This window comes from Bacillus sp. MMSF_3328, assembly GCF_030733525.1.
Classification (GTDB): Bacteria; Bacillota; Bacilli; order Bacillales; family Cytobacillaceae; genus Bacillus_AB; species Bacillus_AB infantis.
In genome coordinates, this window is record NZ_JASHIV010000027.1 from 1 (window position 1) to 17,664 (window position 17,664).

The window sequence follows — 17,664 nt, forward strand, 5'->3', positions numbered from 1 at the left end:
CCAATCCCCTTCCTCAACCCCTCCCACCCATACTCTGGCACAGATGAAAAAGGTGATTTATCAAGGTGGGCAGCGGCCAGTCTGTCTGCGAGTTTGGTATGTGCTGATGACAGTTTCAGTGAGGTATCCTTCTTTAGAGGAGCGGCAAAGCGGTTGAGCTGCGGGTGGAATACGGCAGGGAGGTTGAGAGGAGCTTGATAGAGCTGGAATTCCGGGTTGATGAAGATGAGGTGGGATTGGATTTTGATTTTGCAGCCTAGTTCCTGGAGGAGCCGGCGGAACAGCTGCTCGTTTCTTTTGAGCTGCAGGAGGGGGTTTTTGATTTCGGTTTTTGAGGCGGTGAACCATAGGTCTCCTTCGGCCACAAAATCGCCTTCGAAGTTTTTGACTTCGAATAGATAAACGATGTATGCGGTGATCAGGACTGAGTCGATTTGAAATAAGGTGTTGTTCATTTCCAGCAGCAAATCGTTTAAAATCAGGCCTCCTTCTGCTGCAGAGAGCAGCCATTCATCAAATTGAAGTTCGCCCTGGTAGCCTTTCTCTAAATTAGAATAGTAAGTCTCATCCTTAGTTGACAAATCCATACGGGAATTCAATGCCCTGAAAAGATTCAACTCACGAGGTTCTGTCCGGGTTTTTACAATCAATCATCATCACTCCTTTTGCCATATTTTAACATAATTAAAAAGAACAGGTGCAAATAAAAGCCTGTTCCCGCCTATACTTCTGTCAACTCTGTTTCCCTCACAAACCGCTGAACATTATTTCTTCCGTTCCTTTTGGCAGCATACAAAGCCTGGTCTGCTTCTCTCATCAGAAATTGAATAGGATCGTCCAAAACCTGCGGAAAAAGAAACAAATGTGAAACTCCTAAACTAAGCGTTGCATGCACATAAACCTGGCCCAACTTGGTGTACTGTTCTGAAACATTGAGTCGTATCGCTTCAGCTAAATCACAGGCTTCGTCAAAGGAAGTATCCGGCAGCAGAATGATAAATTCTTCCCCTCCGTATCTGCCTATCACATCCGCAGCGCGAATGCTCTCTTTGGCAACCCTCGCAACATGGGAGAGTACCAAATCCCCAGTCTCATGGCCATATTCATCATTAATTTTTTTAAAATGGTCGATGTCAAACATGATTAAGGAGACATCCCCCCCATTGGGACTGATGCCCCCCAGTGATTCCAGCGATTGCTTCATAAAATAAGTCCGGTTGTAAACTTGTGTCAGGCCGTCAATGGAAGCGAGTTCCTTCAGTTGTTCCTGTATCAGGATTTTTTCAGTAATGTTAACAAATGAAATAATCCGCCCAATTTGATGGCCGTTTTTATCCTCGACATCTGACATTTGAACCTGGTGGTGGATTTTTTTTCCATCCCGAATCCACTCATAATCGCAGTCCATCCCATTTTCTATAATTTCCTCAAGTATGCGGAATCCGGAAAATGCCTCTTTAAATGGCTTGCCGATCACAGAAGGCTTGAGGAAGGGCATGATAGGAACCATCGCTGAGTTGTAATCAAGGATGGCTCCCTTCCGGTTCAGAACAATCACCCCTTCTTTCATTCTGTCAAAAACCGTATCTCTTAATATCGGGGTAACATCGAACATTTTGAAAGACATCAAAGCGACCCAGTGGAAAAGATAAGATAAGCTCATGGAAACGGGTCCAAGATCAATGCCATAGGGGCTCAGGTCGTTTAAGTAAAAATAATTTGCAAGAATCGGGAATACCAGACCGGCAGCCATGGCCATTAACTGGATTCTGAACAGGAGGGATGCACCTTTTAGCCGAAGAAGCAATGTCAGGACACTGACCGTCAGACAGATGAACATATAAAAAGCGTGAACATAAAAGAAAGGGCCATATTCCAGATCGGCAATCGGGAAGGGGGCATCATTTCTCAGCTCAACAGCCTTATAGTACAGATGGTGAAGGCCATTTGTGGCATGCATGAAGATGGTTGCACTGGGAAAAAGGAAAAGAATATAAATGACCCAGGGCTTCAGCTTTTGCCCGGCATATTCAGCACACATTAAGAAGATAAAGGCAGGAATAAAGGGCATGACAAGATATTCCATACTTAACCATAGTTTGATGCCCTTCAGTGTGGAACTGGACAGTTCAAATACATAGAAAAAGGAAAAGAGCGACGATAAGATGGTCGCGATGATGTATGGCTTAACACCTGGAGCGCCTTTTAGCTTATAGAAGGCAAATAGGCATAAACATAAGCTCAAAACTCCTGAAAGAGCGACTAGCGATTTATATAAAATCAATTCATTGGTCATGTTATATACTCCAGTAGTATAAATCTTTTGATAGATTATTAATCATATAAAGTATACTTGAAGACCTATGAGACAGGAAAGGACTTTTGTCATTTAAAGGATGAAAAAGAAAAAACCGCCTCCTTTTTAACTGAGAAGGCGGTTTTGCTTATTCATTTGCGATCCCTGGATAATCACAGTACTCAATGATGGTTCCTTCTGTATCAGCAGGATTCAGATACACAAGCCTCCTGCCATGCTTGTTTGTCCTGAGGGAATCCTCAAGAATCCGGATTCCGCTGTTTTTCAGGTCAGCGATTGCCTCCATTAAATCAGGCACCCGGTAGGCGATATGGTGGACGCCTTTCCCTTTTTGCTTGATGAACCGGGCGATGGGGGAGGTTGTATTATTGGTAGGTGCCAGGAGTTCGATCCGGTCGCCATTAACCTCTAGTATGCAGACTTCGCTTTCGACTCCTGCTGCTTCACTTACATATCTGTCAATCAGTTCAGCATCCAATATGTTTGTGTAAAATTTGAGGGTGCTGTTTATATCTCGTACGGCTATTCCAATATGATCCATTATTTTTTCCACAAGTATGGCTCCTTTCATTCCCTAACAGTGTAAAGGATGGAAGCCTTGTTTACAATTCATCTGAAAAATTCACAAAAAATGTATAAAAAGCACTTGCAACGGTTTTGCTGAGAGACTATGATAGCTAAGGAAATTATTGTTTATGAAAAATTCTACAATGAAAGAAGATGTATATATGGCCCGATCAGCTTCGGCTGTCGATGCAAATGAGAAGCTCAGCATCCGCAATGGGATTGCTACTACTGTCATTTTGAACATCAGCACCAATTATTTTCCTCTGTTTGCGATCAGTGTACTTGGCGTTTCGAACTACCAGGTTGGATTGATCAGCTCCCTGCCTCAGTTTATAGGAATTTTTGCCATGGTGATCGGCTCCCTGCTTATAGGCAGGATGGAAGAAAAGAAGCGGCTTACCGCATACTCCTTCCTGGCCGCGCGTTTTTTCCTTTTAGCGATGTTTTTGCTTGTGTATCTGCCTGAGGAGATGAGAGGGTGGATATTTGTCCTCCTTGTCGGCCTGATGAATTTTCCAGGTTCAATTGCCAATTTGAGCTGGCAGTCCTTCATCGGCGATCTGATACCTGACAGCCGCCGGAGCGGTTTCTTCTCCGAGCGGAACAAAGTAATGACCATTGTCGGCATGCTTTCAACTTTCGCCATCGGCATACTTCTGCAGCAGTTTGACCAGTCCAATTCTCTGCCTTTCCAGGTTTTATTTTTAGCCGCGTTTTTGATCGGACTGGCGGAAGTGTACTATTTGTTCAAGCATGAAGAGCCAAAGTCCAGCAGGAAAGCGGAGAAAAAACTAAGCATCGGCCTTCATGTTTTCAGGCACAAGCCTTTCTTGTATTTTATCATCTGCAGTCTTTTCTTTAATTTCGGGTGGCAGATGGCCTGGTCGCTTTTCAGCATCTATCAGATCAAAATTGCCGGCGCCACGGCACTTTGGATCAGCCTTTTCACTGTTGCGAATCAGCTTGCCCAGATTGTGAGCTTTAAATGGTGGGGAAGGATGGCTGATAAACACACTAATGCGAAAATGATGATTCTTGTATCTTTGGGTATGGCATCGGCACCTGTGCTGACAATCCTCTCGCCGAATATGGTGTATCTGGTTATCGTCAATTTCTTTTCCGGTCTGTTTGTTTCAGGCACCGTGCTGCTGCTCTTCAACCAGCTGCTGGAGGTAACTGAAGAGGAAACACGCAGCATCTGTATTTCGAACTATAATATTCTGCTGGCCCTCGTCGCCTTCATTGCGCCGCAGTTTGGTGTATTCCTTCTTGAAGCGGCCGGCATGAATGCTGCTATGACAGTTTCTTCAGTCCTGAGAGGAGCAGGTGCGATATTCTTCTTGTGCCTATTCGTCTATTTAAGGAAATCAAAGGGACATTCATTAAAACTAGCCAGAAATATTTTTTAAAATAACCAAAACCAAAAGCTTGAAAAGCTTTTGGTTTTTTTATGTTGACAAAAAGAAAGCATAGGATTATAGTTGCTTAAGTTAATAGTTCACAAAGTTAATTATTTATCTGGTAAATGGAAGCAGGGGGGATACCAATTAGCAGGGATAGATTGATTTACGACCTGATTGCAACAGTGAGAGGAACTGTGAAGAAATCAAAAGCAGATTTTCATGGCCTGTTTGACGGGTATATTCCTTTTAATGAATTCCTTGTTCTCAGGAAGCTTGCAGAAAAAGGGGAAAGTAAGGTCTCCCAGCTGGCGGGTGAGCTCGGGGTCTCAAGCAGCCATATAACAGCAGTCAGCGAAAAGCTGCTTAGCAAAGGACTGATCGTGCGGGGCGGAAGCGAACACGACAGAAGAATTGTATGCTTGTCCCTGACAGATGAGGGAAGAAAGATGGCAGCAGAGCTGGAGCGTGTATCCAAAGATTATTTTGAAGAAAAGCTCCGTGATTTATCGGATGAAGAGCTTGCTCTGACAAGCAGCCTGCTGGGCAGGGTCCACTAAAAAGAGACATCATAAGAGGTGAAGCAAATAATGGAACATTTGAGCCAAAAAGAAAAAATTACGATTATGATCGCCATCATTGCCGCAATGTTCTTTGCCGCAGTCAATCAGACAATCGTAGGCAACGCCCTTCCAAAAATCATATCTGACTTGGGCGGACTGGATTATTACAGCTGGGTTTTCACGATTTATATGCTGACCAGCGCCATTACAACCATACTTGTCGGGAAACTGTCTGATATTTATGGACGGAAGCCATTTATTTTAATTGGAATTATTATCTTTTCTATCGGCGCCTTTTTATCGGGAACGTCCTCTGATATCTTTGACCTGATTACATACCGCGGCATCCAGGGCTTTGGGGCCGGTATGATCATGTCTACTGCCTTTACTGCCGTAGGGGACCTTTTTGCGCCCCGCGAGAGAGGGAAGTGGCAGGGGGCGATGAGCGCCGTGTTCGGTATATCAAGTGTTTTCGGGCCGACGCTCGGCGGTTATATAGTTGATAACCTGGAGTGGAAATGGGTATTCTGGGTATTCCTGCCGCTAGGCATTGTCGCACTTGCATTGATTTGGAAGCTGTTCCCGTCACAGGAAAAGAAAAAAGGGGAAAGCGTCGATTATGTTGGGGCAGTATTTTTGACAGCCACCATCGTTCTCACTTTATTGGGATTCTCCTGGGCAGGAACAAAATATGACTGGGGTTCATCACAGATTATCATGCTGTTCGGCGGCGCTGTGATTGCACTCATCTTGTTCATCATAATCGAAAGAAAAGTCAAAACACCGATTCTGCCGCTATATTTATTTAAGAACGGTATCTTTACGATCTCGAATATCATTGGCTTCGTCATCGGGGTATCCATGTTTGGAGGCGTCATGTATGTGCCTTATTTCATCCAGGGTGTTCTTGGATATTCAGCCACACACTCAAGCTTCCTGACGATGGCCATGACTCTGGGGCTGGTTTTCGCCAGTGCTCTTGGCGGCCAGATCATTTCTAAGACAGGCAAATATAAGCTGCAGGCAATCATTGGGTTATGCATCTCTGCAGTAGGATTGTACTTATTATCACGGATGGATGCAGATACTTCCCAATATGCACTTGTTGGATTTCTGATTCTTGTAGGATTTGGTATCGGGATCGGCATGACGGTATTCACGCTGACTGTCCAGAATGCGGTTGAGCAGAAATTCCTGGGGGTTGCCACCGCGACATCCCAGCTTTTCCGCTCAGTCGGCGGAACTGTAGGTGTTGCTATAATGGGAACACTTTTGAATAACCGCATGGAAGACAAAATGACCACCATGTCACAGAATCAGAATACCAATAATATGGCTGCTTCTCCTGAGCTTGCGGGGAAACTGGAGTCATTGAAGAACCCTCAGCTTCTCCTGGATCATGAGAAACTGGCCCAGGTTAAGTCTTCGCTGCCGGCAGAAGCTGCTTCCCTGTTCGAACATATCATTTCAATGCTCAGGGAGGCGCTCAGCTATGCATTGTCGGGCGTGTTCTTATTTGTCACCATCACGATGCTGGTGGCAGTCATTCTGACCTTCTTCCTGAAGGAAATTCCTCTCAGGAGTGCAGCAGATACAAAGGCACCCGAGCCTGCAAAAAGCGAATAAATAAAAAGATGGGGACCTGGCTGAGCCAGGTTCTTTTTCCATTTACCGGGTTAATTCAGAATATTGACAATACCCTTATTCTGGCTTACCTTTTAAGAAGAGCAGGGAGGGAATCACTTGGAACAATTAAAAGAGAGAGCAGATTATTTGGATAGCCAGGATCCGCTCCGCAAATTTGCAGAAGAATTTTACATAAAAGAAAATATGATTTATCTGGATGGCAATTCACTCGGGCTTTTATCATCAAGGGCAGAAAAAACACTCTTCGACATGCTTGATTCATGGAAAAACTTAGGCATAGACGGATGGTTGAGCGGGGAGAATCCTTGGTACTATGTATCCGAAAGATTGGGACATAGGTCAGCAGCGTTGGTTGGAGGAGAGCCTGAAGAAGTGATTGCAACCGCTTCCACTACAACGAATTTGCACCAGCTTGCCGCAACCTTTTTCAAACCGGAAGGCAAGCGGACCAAAATATTGGCCGACGAATTGAATTTTCCATCAGATATTTATGCTTTGCAGTCGCAGCTCCAATTGAAGGGTCTGCCGCCTGAAGAGCATCTCGTCCAGGTAAAGAGCAGGGATGGGAGAACAATCACTGAGGAAGATATCATAGAGGCGATGACGGATGAAATCTGCCTGATCATCCTTCCTACTGTTTTATATAGAAGCGGACAGCTTCTGGATATAGAACGGCTGACAAAGGAAGCCCACAAGAGGGGCATCCTTATCGGCTTTGATGCGTGTCACTCTGCTGGGGCGGTTCCGCACCATTTTTCAGAATGGGGCACAGATTTTGCTTATTGGTGCAGCTATAAATATATGAACAGCGGGCCTGGGGGAATCGGAGGCCTTTATGTGAATAAAAAGCATTTTGGCAAAATGCCGGGCTTATCCGGCTGGTTCGGATCGGATAAAAGCCGGCAGTTCGATATGGAGCATACTTTCACACCAGCTCATGATGCAGGCGCTTTTCAAATTGGGACGCCCCATATTTTAAGTGCAGCTCCGCTATTAGGCTCGCTCGATATGTTTGAGGAAGCCGGCATCGATAGAATCAGAGAGAAATCCTTGAAAGCTACCGGCTACCTGATAGAATTGGCAGAAACTTATCTGTCCGGTTATGGGCTTACAATCGGAACGCCGAGAGAAGATATGCGGCGTGGAGGGCATGTTGCTCTTGAGCACCCGGATGCCGCAAGGATCTGCAAAGCCTTAAAAGAAAAAGGTGTGGTACCGGACTTCCGTTCTCCTAATATCATCAGGCTCGCACCGGTAGCCTTTTATACTTCGTACAATGATATCTGGAGGGCTGTGTCGATTCTAAAGGACATCATGGAGAACAGATTATACGAAAAATATGAAAACAAGCGAGAAATCATCGCATAAGGAGTCATAAAAGATGATCATTGATATTTCAAGGAAGCTTCACAAGGGGATGCCTGTCTGGCCGGGAGACACAGCGTTTGCCTATGAAGTCAGCTGGCCAAAGGAAGAGAGCGGCTCTGTGAATGTCGGGAAGCTGACCATGAGCATACACACAGGTACTCATGTGGATTCCCCTTTCCATTTTGACTCAGAAGGGAATCGGATGACCGATATACCGCTTGAAGTATATATAGGAAAAGCGTTAGTTGCCGATCTTGCAGGCGCAGCCAGCATTGGGAAAAAAGAGCTTGAAGGAATTGATCTTCACGGCGCTGAGAGGCTTCTATTAAGGACAGGGTCATGGAAGGATGCCTCCGTATTTCCGGAAGAAATCACTTTTTTAAATCCTGATATTGCACCATTTTTGGCTGAAAAAGGCGTCAAGCTTATTGGCATGGATGTGCCTTCGGTTGATAGGCTGGACAGTAAGGAGCTTCCCGCCCATCATGAGCTCCAGCGATGCGGGATCCATATACTCGAGGGGCTGGATTTAAGTGAAGCAGAGCCGGGGGTCTACGAATTGATCGCACTTCCCCTTCCGATTGAATATGCCGATGGAAGCCCGGTGCGCGCAGTCCTCAGAAAATATCCTGATTGAAATGGGAGTGATACTGTGAAAGAGGAAAGCAAACAGCTGTCTGACTATGAAAAATACATCCGCACACAAGAACTGCTCAGCCTTCAGAAGGAAGAAGAAGAGCTCTGCTGCGAGGATGAGCTTACTTTTCAGACAGTCCACCAGATTGCGGAGCTGCACTTCAAACTGATCCTTCAATATCTGGACCGGTCATGCAAGAGCATGCAAAAAGGAGATGCCGAAGGGGCAAGTCTTATGCTTGACCGGATCAATGAGCATTTGCGCCAGCTTCCGCCTGTTTTCGATCTCGTAAAAGCCATCACACCTGCCGATTATCATACGATCAGGCTGTTCCTTGGAAGGGGCAGCGGCCAGGACTCGCCGGGATTTAATGCTATTTTAAAAGAAGGACCTAAGCTTTGGGAACCGTTCGAAAGGCTGTTAAAGAAGGAAAACAGGACTCTGCTCCAGCTTTTAGAAACACCTGACGGCAATCGGACGCTTTATCGGCTTCTGAAGACTCTGCTGACATTTGACGAGTATTTCCAGACTTTCCGCCATTCTCACATCCAGCTGGTCAAAAGGATGATCGGCCTGCGGACGAAAAGCCTGAAGGGCATTCCAGCCCAGGCCCTGGAGCGCGGTGCCAGGCATGAATTTTATCCGCTTGCCTGGGATGCTGTCTGCAAGCTGACTGATCTTACAGGATCCAGCTATGATCCTAAGCCTTTATAGATAGTGAAAATAGGGCTCCTGCTGTTCTGCAGGAGCCCTGGCATTAGTTTTTATTGAAAAAGTGAACTGAATAGAGCAGAAAAATACAAAAAAACAAGACCGGCTAAAAACAGCGGTCTTGTTTAATATATGTATTAGTGTTACAATGAAGAGCGGTCTAAAAAAGCCATTTGAAAATATATATTATTATCTAATTAAATAGTAACACAGAAACACAAGTGGTGTCAACTAAAAACGGCCGTAATTTTTTCCGGGGAGTGTTTTTTTTTATGAGCAAACCAGGCGATAGCAAAGAAATGGAACAGCATCGGGTTAAAGAGATCATCGGGATTGCGGACAGCAAGATGCACAAGCTTTTGGGTAAAGGGTCTGTAGCAGGCTCAGATGTGCTTGAACTCAAAAAAACATTCTGGGAAGATGTTACAGTTAATCTGGATGAGCCGGATGATGTGATTGAGACATTTACGAGCATCAAGCAGCAGGCTGAACTTTTATCTGAAAGGGAAAGGACCAAAAGCCAGCTTGACCGGCAGCTGAGTACATTGGCAAAAATCAAGAATTCTCCTTATTTCGGAAGGATTGATTTCCATGAGGAAGGAGAAAAAGAGGAAGATGTGATCTATCTCGGAATATCCTCTCTTATGGATGAAGAGGATGAAAATTTTCTCGTCTATGATTGGCGGGCTCCGATTTCAAGCATGTATTATGATTATGCTCCCGGTCCTGCCCATTATAATACCCCGGAAGGAACTATTGAAGGAGAAATGCTGCTGAAGCGGCAGTTTATCATCAAAGGCGGAAAGATTGAGGGAATGTTTGATACAGGGCTGACGATTGGGGACCAGCTTCTTCAGGAAGTTCTCGGCAATAAGGCGAGCACCCAGATGAAGTCGATTGTAGCGACCATTCAGAAAGAACAGAATGAAATTATCCGCAATGAAAACAGCAAGGTGCTGATTGTCCAGGGAGTCGCCGGAAGCGGGAAAACATCGGCTGCGCTCCAGCGTGTGGCCTATCTGCTTTACAGGCACAGAGGCACCCTTCAGGCGGACAATATTATGCTGTTTTCTCCCAATTCTCTTTTTAACAGCTATGTTTCCACCGTCCTTCCTGAACTTGGCGAGGAAAATATGTCACAGGCAACCTATCAGGAGTATATAACGCGAAGCCTGGGCAGGGAGCTTGGTGTAGAAGATCCTTTTGATCAGCTGGAATCTATCCTTTCAGAAGAAGAGTCTCCTGAAAAAGAGATGAGGAAGAAGGCAATCAGGTTCAAGTCTGATACCGGATTTGTTGAAATGATTAATGCATATGCCGGGAAGCTCTCGGAGGAAGGGCTGCAATTTGAAGACCTGCGCTTCCGCGGCGAGACTCTTTTTTCCCATGAAGAGATCAGCCAGTATTTTTACTTACTGGATAAATCCATCTCCATCCCAAACCGGATGCAGCTGACTAAGGACTGGCTGCTGCAGGAGCTCCGGAAAATCCAAAAAGCAGAGCGAAAAAAAGAATGGGTGGAAGAGGAAATTCAGCTTCTCGATAAAATGGATTATCTGGAAGCCTTTAAAAAAGCACAGCAGAAGCAAAATAAAAACGGAGAGAATTTCGATGAGTTTGAGCAAGAGCAGAAGTTCCTCGAGAACATGGTTGTCAACAAAAGGTTCAAAGGGCCGAAAAGCAGGGTGAAGAACTTAAAGTTCCTTGATGTATTTGCCACTTATGAGCAGCTCTTCTGTAAAGATCATGTATTGGGTGATTCCCTCTATCCGGAAAACTGGGATGCTGTATGCAAGATTACTGCAGCAAATCTGAGCAAGGAAAAAATCCCTTATGAAGATGCCACTCCATATTTATATTTGCAGCATCTCCTGGAGGGGAGAAAGCAGGATACAGGCATCAGGCATGTGTTCATTGATGAAGCACAGGATTATTCTCCTTTCCAGTTTGCTTATATCAAAGAGCTGTTTCCCTACAGCAGGCTCACTCTTTTGGGTGATGTGAACCAGGCGGTGTATACTCATTCCATCGGTGCTACGACGCTGTACCATGGCCATGAGGAAGAAGCGAAGACCATCGTGCTGACAAAAAGCTACCGCTCTTCAAGGCCAATTGTAGAATTTACAAGATCTTTTATCAGCGGCGGGGATCTTGTTGAGCCATTCAATCGGGAAGGAAGGCTTCCTGCTGTAATATTTGAAGAAGACAGGGAAGCTCTTCATGCTAAGATTGCTGAAACAGTGGAAAGGCAGCTGAAAGAGGCTCATAAATCAATCAGCATTATCTGCAGGACGGCAAAAGAGAGCAAGGAAGCGTTTGAAGGCTTGAAGGAACTGCTGCCGGATGTGCGGCTGATCAAAAAGGGAACCCTCTCCTATGAAAAAGGCGTCACCATCATTCCGGCTTATTTGGCAAAAGGCATCGAGTTTGACACTGTCATTATTTATGATGCTTCTGCCTATGATCATGAAAGTGACCGGACCATTTTTTATACTGCCTGCACGAGGGCCATGCATGAGCTTGATATTCTATATACAGGCAGGAAAAATGATTTTATCCTTGAAGTGGACCCGAAATTATATACGACTAAGTAATTTCTTGAAGGCGTTGAGCACAGACTCAATGCCTTTTTCCATGTTTTGCAGATTAAAAAGAGGTTTTGGACGTTTCCATTAGGGAAAAATGCGAAAGAGATGCCGGAAGGAGAGTGAAGATACATAATGGCTGAATCAAAAGTGGCAGGCGTATTTTCTTCTGCAGATGAAATCATCGGGAAAGCAGCGGATGCTTCATCCGCAGAAAGCTATATAGTGGTGTGCAGGGATAGTGAAGAGGGTGACAAGCTGAAAGAGAAAACAGGATTGCAGGTTGAAATGGTTAAACATTCACCTTCAAATGATGGTCCGGTCTTCCGGAATCTTGCTACAGCGTTCGAACCGGATGGAGAAGAACCGGCTCTTTCCAGTGTTCTTGGGAGACTTTCAGACCTTGGCCTGTCAGACGTGGACGCCCGGGAAGTCCTGGGGTATGCAGAAGATGGGCTGCTTGTACTCTTAAAAACAAACTGATCTATCGCGGTTTGGAGACCTTCCTTCCGGTGAAGGCAATCATATAGAATAAAAGAGGAGATGTTAGCAATGGAAAATTTTAAAATTGTTTACACATTTGAGAAAGGCCTGGAGGTCATTGAGGAGATTGAGGCCGAAAGCCGTTCTGAAGTTATTGGAAGGATCAAGGACCTTGAAGGATTTATTGAGTTTACCGACAAAGAGGAAAATTACCACCGTTTCAGCTTTGATGATGTAAAATTGGTTTCTATCAGGAAATAAAGAAAAGGCGCTGAGAAGCGCCTTTTTCCTATGGTCTCAAAACCTTTCCTCCGCCAGGTCAGCCCAGTAATGGCAGAGGGTCTGCATGCCTTTATCAAAGTTCTCAAGATGGAAGTGCTCATTGGGAGCATGGAAATTTTCTTCCGGCAGACCGAAGCCCATCAGGACGACGGGCAGACCCAGCAGCTGGTCGAAAACGGAAACGATCGGGATCGATCCCCCTCCGCGGGTGAAAGCCGCCGGCACACCGTATACTTTTTCATAAGCTTTTCCGGCAGTCTGGATGGCCGGGTGGTCAAACGGAGTAACATAAGGCGCTCCTTTGTCAAATAAGGTAACGCTCAGTTCTACACCAGGAGGAGTATGCTTTTTGATATGTTCCTCGAGCAGGCGGGCGATTTCATCTGGGTCCTGGTTGGGGACAAGGCGGCAGGTGATTTTGGCTGATGCCCGGGAAGGGATGACCGTTTTGATCCCTTCACCCTGGAAGCCTCCGCCGATTCCATTCACTTCCAAAGTCGGCCTGACCCAAAGCCTCTCAACAGTTGAGTACCCCGATTCCCCAAACAGCTCCTTTACGCCGGCTTGTGATTTAAAGCTGTCATCCTCTAAGCCAAGTGCATCATAAGCCTCTTTTTCCTGCTCGGTCAATGTTTCCACCTGATCATAGAAGCCGTCGACCAATATTTTACCGTCAAAATCATGAAAGGAAGACACAATTTTAGCCAAGGCATGTATCGGATTTTGCACCGCTCCTCCATATAAACCTGAATGCAGATCAGCATTTGCTCCTTTCAAGTCAATCTGCAGCCCGCAGAGCCCCCTTAGTCCATAGCATATGGAGGGCCTGCCTTTTTCCATCATGCTGGTATCCGAAATCACCGCTGCATCTGCAGAAAGGAGCTCTCTATGCTCCTCAGCGAATTTTGGCAGATTCGGACTCCCGATTTCCTCTTCACCTTCTATGCAAAACTTAAAATTGACAGGTGCATTTCCAGTCACCTTCAACAGTGCTTCAAAAGCTTTTATATGCATGAAGACCTGTCCTTTATCATCGCTCGCTCCCCTGGCAAAGATTTTCTCATCCCTGATTTCGGGATCGAAAGGCGCACTTTCCCAGAGCTCAAGCGGATCGGCCGGCTGGACATCATAATGGCCATATATCAGGACAGTCGGTCTGCTTTCATCCCTTATATAGTCTCCGTATACAACCGGATGGCCGGAAGTATCATAGATATTGACATTCTCAGCACCAGCTTTTTCAAGCGCTTTCGCCGTCCATTCTGCTGCCTTTCTGACATCTTCCTTATGATCAGGCAGGGCGCTGATGCTTGGAATCGATAAAAACTCCGTCAGCTCCTGCAGGTGGGTGTCGCGTTCTTTTTTCAAATAATCGAATACATTGTTTAGCATAGCAGCCTCCTATTTCTCTGTACGGGCTGGGTATATTCCCGCAGCCGGCAGAGCCTTCGCAAATAAATACTTTATATTCTCCATAGCGGTTAAGAAAACCTCCCTCTTGCAAAAATTCTGTCAATTTTTTAAAAAATAGTTTTAAAAAGGATTCATTTGGTGTAATATTACACCAAATGAATATAATGGAATTTTAATCCACAGAAGGGGGCATATCCTTGGGTTCTCTTACCAAAGAGCATGAAAAGCAAATTTTCCAAAAAGAACTGTATAAACTGAAAAAGCAGGAATTCATTGGTCCGGACGATTACAGCCGGGTGCTTGAAGCCCATCTTTCCTACTATCAGTCACTGGAATTGGATGCAGTGGAATTGAAAACGGCTGAGCAGCCGAAAAAGGAAGAGAAGGTGATCAATGCACCTGCGCCTGTATCTGTACCTGAAAAGCCTTCTGCTGAAGAAAAAACACGGAGCCCCGAGGAAGTGCGGGAACGGAATATATCAATGACGCTGAATCTCGGTGTTGTGCTGCTCCTGGTTGGAGGGCTTTTTGTCGCAACCAGCAATTGGGATGAAATGAGCGACTGGATGAAGAGCGGTTCCATCGCACTTGTTTCATTGCTGTTCTTCGGGATCTCCCTTGCAGCCGGGAAGCTTCTTGGAATACAAAAGACTGCTCTTGCCTTCAATGTGCTGGGGAGCTTGTTTCTGCCCATCTTTCTGCTGTCGGTAAGCTGGTTCGGTCTCATGGGCGAGTATTTATCTTTTTATGGTGAGGGGAGCTATTTTTATGCTGCTGCAGGAGCTTTAATCCTGGCTCCGTTTTATGGTTTCCTTGCCCGGCAAATGGGTTCAAGGCTTTTCGTCTGGTTTGCTTTCTCAGCATTAACATCGGCTGCCGGCTTCCTGCTGCTTGCACTGGGGGCAAGGCAGGATACCTTTTATTTAGGCATGATGATTTATAATGCGGGACTGATTGCCCTGTTCCTGAAGGGGCGGAAAAAGAGTATTTCTCCCCTGTTCTTTAGGGAGCTGGCTTATATCGTCCAGGCAAGCCTGATTTTGTCTACTGTTATGATGCTGGCTTTTTATCAGAATACTTTTAGTGTTGGCATCAATCTGCTTCTTGCAGCTGTTCTCTTTATGGCGAGTGTGTATGTTTCCGGCAGGAAGGAATATCATTATGCGTTCACACTGCTGATTGTTATGGGGATATACCAGCTGACGGAAAATTCCCTGCTGGAGCTTCTTAGCCCGGCAATTTATGCTGCTGCCGGTGCAGGGTTTATGTTCCTGCCAAAACTGCTCAGGGAAGATGAAGGCTGGAAGAAGATATTCAACTGGACGAGTGCAGCTGTGTCTCTTTTTGTCTTCTTATTGATAAGTGCAGAGGCAGCGCTGGCAGGATTGAATGAACCGTCCATTAGCATGCTCCTCGCTTACCTGATTCTTTCCGGCCAGTTTTTGTTTTTGGCTGAAGGAAAAAATGGTTTTTTTGCTTATTTTAGCCCTGTTTTTCTATTCGCGGCATCATGGGAGCTCCTGTTATTGGCTGATAGATTTTTCTCATTCAAAAATTTTCTATTGCCTGTTTTTCTATCGGGCGCTGTTATATATGTTATATTCGGCATCCTTAAAACACCGGTATTTCTTCGTGTTATCAGCCAAAGTTCGCGTGATATCGGACTGGGTGTAATGGGCATCTGCATGCTGCTGTCAGCAAGCTTTGCCTGCTGGGGCAGGCTAGGCGTTATGCTGTTGCTTCTCAGCTTCCTGTTCTGGATGTCCCGAACCGCTGAAAAAAGGCAGGAGTTCAACGAAGCTTTGTCATGGGCAGTTCCTTTGTCCTTTGCACTTGCCTTCTTCTCCTGGGGGGAATGGCTGCGGACCAGCTGGCCATTTTACAGAGAGACACTCGGATTTGCGATGAATGCATTCCTGGCTGCAGCCAGTTTGGCGACAGGCATGCTGCTGAATAGGAAAATTGAGCCGGCAATGAGTAAATATATGTTTTTTATTTCACAGGCCTTTTATTCGGCAGCCGTTCTATCTGCGATCTTCCTCCCGCTGAATGAGTGGGCCAGAGCAGCGGTATTGGTTTGCGGAATAGGGATTTATTTCAGACTTCATAAAGCAGTGAAAAATAGGCTGTCATCTTATCTGATGCCGGCAATCGTGTTTGCAGCATATTTTGCTCTTTTAACTGCCGTCAGCAAGGCTGTGCTCTTGCCTGAAATAGTCCGATGGACAGAGATTGTCATGCCGGGCATTGTCCTTGCCGGAATTTCGGCTTTCTTAAGGAATAAAGAACAAATGCTATTTCGTTCTTTTGCATGGTCAGCCCATATTTATCTTCCGTTTGCATTGGTTTTGACCTGGCTGCTACATAGTGAGCATGCTTTCATCAGTTTGGCTGCTGCAGGTGCGGTATATTGGATCAGTTCCCGGCAATCCTATCATGAGTGGCAAACGAAAGCCTTCTTATATAGTGCTTGTTTATCGCTGTTTTTGTTTTTCTATTCGCTTGACCTTTTGATTTTTGAGGGAAGCAGCAGGCAGTATGTTTTTCTGCTCTCAAGCTTTGTGACCTATGGGCTTTCACGCCTAATGTCAGAGGAAGATCAAAAGAGGCTGCCTTATTATCTTGTCCCATTCTCCTTAATCGGCCTTGCATTCTCGGTGCTGGTGTATCCTTTTGGACTGGCGGATTTCTCCTTATCTGTGATATATGGTGCTGCTATCTTATATTATATCCACAGCAGAAGGTGGGAGCTCCTGAATGGTGTTCCGCTGGTCCTCATCTGGTTTGCATCTATGATGTATGTTACAGCATCTGGTATGGGATCTGTACCCTGGATGCTGGTTATGGGCGGAATGGGGGCTGTGTTGATCTTTATCGGCCAATTTCTTTACAAACAGCTTTATGAAATAACGGAACGGAGTTTGAGGTTTGACAGCTATACACCCGCCGGCCTGCTTTTCCTGGCAGGAATGTATCCGGCGGAAGGCGGAATTCTTACGGAAATGCTGCCGGGCATTCTCATTTCTTTGGCATTATGGTCTCAAGGCAGGCGGATGCCGCAGGAATGGGGCTGGATTCCTCCCGCTGCCGGTGCAATGTTTTTGCTTCAGCCATACTTTGCCCTTGTAGAATATTTGCCGATCCCTCAAGTGCTCAGCAGGGAGGCATATGTGCTTCCTTTCATTGCAGTTAGCATACTGATAAGACTGATCCTGAAGGGGCGTTTCCCGGACTTCATCAGCAAGCTTCAATGGGCAGTGCTTGCTGTGTCAGCCGTTCTTCTAGTGGAGGACGCTCTTGCAGGCTCAACCATTCAGGATGCCCTGATCATTGGAATTTTATCGCTGCTGTCCATTTTTGGCGGGCTGATCTGGAAGATCAAATCATATTTCTTCACAGGCTTTGCCGTTCTTTTACTTAATGTATTGATGCAATCCAGGCCGTTTTGGGGCAATCTGCCATGGTGGGCGTACCTTCTGATCGCCGGAAGCCTTTTGATTGCAGCTGCAAGCTATTATGAATGGAATAAGCAGAAAGTGGCAAAAGGTGAGACTGGCGTACTGGAACGTTTCCGAAAAAGGATCATCCAGGGTCTGAAAAAATGGAAATAAAGAAAGGGAGGGCCCAGCGGCCTTTCCTTTTTTGTTCATTTAACACTATTTAACACTCATGAGATTGCACCGTACATCCC

14 protein-coding genes are annotated in these 17,664 nt (G+C 45.6%); 10 read left to right on the top strand and 4 right to left on the bottom strand.

Annotated features, from left to right (window positions below):
- From RBB45_RS23845 to RBB45_RS23855, 3 genes are all read right to left on the bottom strand, one after another.
- Positions 1-650: nuclease-related domain-containing protein (locus RBB45_RS23845; protein WP_306010459.1), on the bottom strand; the 650-nt coding region annotated here is incomplete at its 3' end.
- 71 nt (positions 651-721) lie between these two features.
- The gene (locus RBB45_RS23850; protein WP_306010460.1) at positions 722-2,296 is read right to left on the bottom strand and encodes a histidine kinase N-terminal 7TM domain-containing diguanylate cyclase; all 1,575 of its coding nucleotides are present in this window, start codon (positions 2,294-2,296) and stop codon (positions 722-724) included.
- A 148-nt stretch (positions 2,297-2,444) separates the two neighbouring features.
- Positions 2,445-2,870 (bottom strand): VOC family protein, encoded by a 426-nt coding sequence (locus RBB45_RS23855; RefSeq protein WP_148949570.1) that lies wholly within the window; start codon positions 2,868-2,870, stop codon positions 2,445-2,447.
- A gap of 142 nt (positions 2,871-3,012) precedes the next feature.
- Between RBB45_RS23855 and RBB45_RS23860 the strand changes: the two genes are divergently transcribed.
- The 9 genes from RBB45_RS23860 (at position 3,013) to RBB45_RS23900 (ending at position 12,539) form a co-directional block, all read left to right on the top strand.
- Entirely contained in the window at positions 3,013-4,293 is a 1,281-nt protein-coding gene (locus RBB45_RS23860; protein ID WP_094767276.1) for an MFS transporter, read from the top strand.
- Between the two features lie 152 nt (positions 4,294-4,445).
- Complete coding sequence (locus RBB45_RS23865; protein ID WP_187445383.1) at positions 4,446-4,844, top strand: MarR family winged helix-turn-helix transcriptional regulator; 399 nt, start codon at positions 4,446-4,448, stop codon at positions 4,842-4,844.
- A gap of 30 nt (positions 4,845-4,874) precedes the next feature.
- A complete protein-coding gene (locus RBB45_RS23870) occupies positions 4,875-6,473 on the top strand; it encodes an MDR family MFS transporter (protein ID WP_306010461.1) in 1,599 nt (532 codons plus the stop codon).
- A gap of 117 nt (positions 6,474-6,590) precedes the next feature.
- Positions 6,591-7,862, top strand: coding sequence for a kynureninase (gene kynU, locus RBB45_RS23875; protein ID WP_306010462.1), 1,272 nt, complete (start codon positions 6,591-6,593; stop codon positions 7,860-7,862).
- A gap of 13 nt (positions 7,863-7,875) precedes the next feature.
- Positions 7,876-8,499 (top strand): arylformamidase, encoded by a 624-nt coding sequence (gene kynB, locus RBB45_RS23880; protein WP_306010463.1) that lies wholly within the window; start codon positions 7,876-7,878, stop codon positions 8,497-8,499.
- A gap of 15 nt (positions 8,500-8,514) precedes the next feature.
- On the top strand, positions 8,515-9,213 hold the full coding sequence (locus RBB45_RS23885) for a tryptophan 2,3-dioxygenase family protein (protein ID WP_306010464.1): 699 nt from the start codon (positions 8,515-8,517) through the stop codon (positions 9,211-9,213).
- A gap of 269 nt (positions 9,214-9,482) precedes the next feature.
- Positions 9,483-11,804 (top strand): RNA polymerase recycling motor HelD, encoded by a 2,322-nt coding sequence (gene helD / locus RBB45_RS23890; RefSeq protein WP_306010465.1) that lies wholly within the window; start codon positions 9,483-9,485, stop codon positions 11,802-11,804.
- 126 nt (positions 11,805-11,930) lie between these two features.
- A complete protein-coding gene (locus RBB45_RS23895) occupies positions 11,931-12,278 on the top strand; it encodes a hypothetical protein (protein ID WP_101547645.1) in 348 nt (115 codons plus the stop codon).
- 69 nt (positions 12,279-12,347) lie between these two features.
- Entirely contained in the window at positions 12,348-12,539 is a 192-nt protein-coding gene (locus RBB45_RS23900) for a hypothetical protein (RefSeq protein WP_009790816.1), read from the top strand.
- A 36-nt stretch (positions 12,540-12,575) separates the two neighbouring features.
- Here RBB45_RS23900 and RBB45_RS23905 read toward each other — a convergent pair whose 3' ends face one another.
- Positions 12,576-13,952, bottom strand: a complete 1,377-nt coding sequence (locus RBB45_RS23905) for a dipeptidase (RefSeq protein ID WP_306010466.1) — start codon at positions 13,950-13,952, stop codon at positions 12,576-12,578.
- 218 nt (positions 13,953-14,170) lie between these two features.
- On the opposite strand from RBB45_RS23905, the gene RBB45_RS23910 reads away from it, so the two are divergent.
- Positions 14,171-17,584, top strand: a complete 3,414-nt coding sequence (locus tag RBB45_RS23910) for a hypothetical protein (RefSeq protein WP_306010467.1) — start codon at positions 14,171-14,173, stop codon at positions 17,582-17,584.
- Positions 17,585-17,664 lie beyond the last annotated feature (80 nt).